This window comes from Methylobacterium tarhaniae, assembly GCF_001043955.1.
GTDB classification, from domain to species: Bacteria; Pseudomonadota; Alphaproteobacteria; order Rhizobiales; family Beijerinckiaceae; genus Methylobacterium; species Methylobacterium tarhaniae.
Map to the genome: position 1 here is coordinate 1 of NZ_LABZ01000307.1, position 1,599 is coordinate 1,599.

Consider the following 1,599-nt stretch of genomic DNA (forward strand, 5'->3'; position numbering starts at 1 on the left):
TCCCATTCTTCTCACCCCCGGCGTCATCCCGGGGCTCGACGAAGTCGAGAGCCCGGGATCCATCACCGCCGACGCTTCAGGATGAAGCGGAACACTGTCCGCTCTTTCAAGCAACGTCGGCGGTTAGGATCCCGGGTTCCGCCGCGCGGCCCCGGGATGTTGGGGTGGACGGCCCCCGACGGCATCGAATGTGCCAGGTTGAGGTCGTCGAACACCCAACCGAGGAGACCGTCCGTGACGCAGATTAGCATCATCGGCCTGGACATCGCCAAGTCCGTCTTCCAGTTCGAGGCTCAGGACGCGCAGGGCGCCGTGGTGCGCACCGAGCGCCTCTCGCGCGACAAGCTGCTGCCGGCACTCGCGACGATGCCCGCGACGATCGTGGCGATGGAGGCCTGCGCCACCGCCCATCACTGGGCCCGCCAGATCCGCGATCTCGGCCACGAGGTCCGCCTGCTGCCCCCGGCCTACGTCAAGCCGTTCGTCCCGCGCAACAAGACCGATGCCCGCGACGCCCACGCCATCGCGGTGGCCGCCACCCGCCCCGACATGCCGCGGGTGCCGGTCAAGAGCGTCGCGCAGCAAGGCGCCCGCAGCCTGCACACCATACGCGACCTGCTGGTCGGCCAGCGCACCCAGCTGATCAACGCCCTGCGCGCTCACCTGGCCGAGTTCGGGCTGGTGGGGGTCCGGGGCGATGCGGGCGCCAAGGCGGTGATCGGGTTCGTCGAGGCAGGCCACCCCGCCATCCCGCCGATGATACTGCCGGACCTGCAGGTGCTGGTCCGCCAGTGGCACGAGGCGGTCAAGGGGATCGTCGCGATCGAGGCGCGGATCAAGGCTGCGGCCAAGGCCGACCAGCGGGCGCGGCGGCTGATGACGATCCCGTTCGTCGGGCCGATGATCGCGCATGCCACCGTGGCGGCGATCGGCGAGGGCCGGCAGTTCGGCAGCGCACGCGACTACGCGGCGTGGCTGGGGCTGACGCCGCGCATCCAGGCCAGCGGCGAGATGCGGCGCACGGGGCGGATCAGCAAGGCGGGCGACCAGCGGCTGCGCCGGCTCTACGTGCTGGGGGCGACGGCGGCGCTGGCCAAGGCCAAGCGTCGGCCTGACGACATGGATCCGTGGCTGGTCGAACTGCTGAAGCGTCGTCCGGCGCGGGTGGCGGCGGTGGCGCTGGCGGCCCGGATGGCGCGGACCGCCTGGGCCCTGCTGACCCGCGGCGGGGAGTACGACGCGACGCGCCCGCACGGTCAGGCTGGTCGGCTGCGTCCCGCCGCCGCTTGAGGAGCGGCGGGACGCAGCCTTTGGTGAGCAAGGAGCCCTGAGCACGGCCAAGGCCAGAGCAGGATGAGGGACCCTGGGACCGGGACACTCCGCCTTGTCATCGCGCCTGCGAGCGCGTCGGGATGTTGGGAGCCTGGTTCTTCACAAGGGAAAGCTTGTGCGCACCCCTTGGTGGCCCGCCGTCGTCCGCGTCGCCTCACGGCGGCGCCACGACCGCATCAGAGGCCGGATACATGACTGCTCCTGAACCGACTGGCTCCAAGCCGATGCTCACAAACCCTTGCGAACCGGGGGCCGTCCATACATGAC

Annotated in this window: 1 protein-coding gene; it reads left to right on the forward strand. The window is 70.8% G+C overall.

Translation table 11 applies throughout. From position 1 onward, the window contains the following. Positions 1–234: 234 nt before the first annotated feature. On the forward strand, positions 235–1,290 hold the full coding sequence (locus tag VQ03_RS29265) for an IS110 family RNA-guided transposase (RefSeq protein ID WP_048454449.1): 1,056 nt from the start codon (positions 235–237) through the stop codon (positions 1,288–1,290). Positions 1,291–1,599 lie beyond the last annotated feature (309 nt).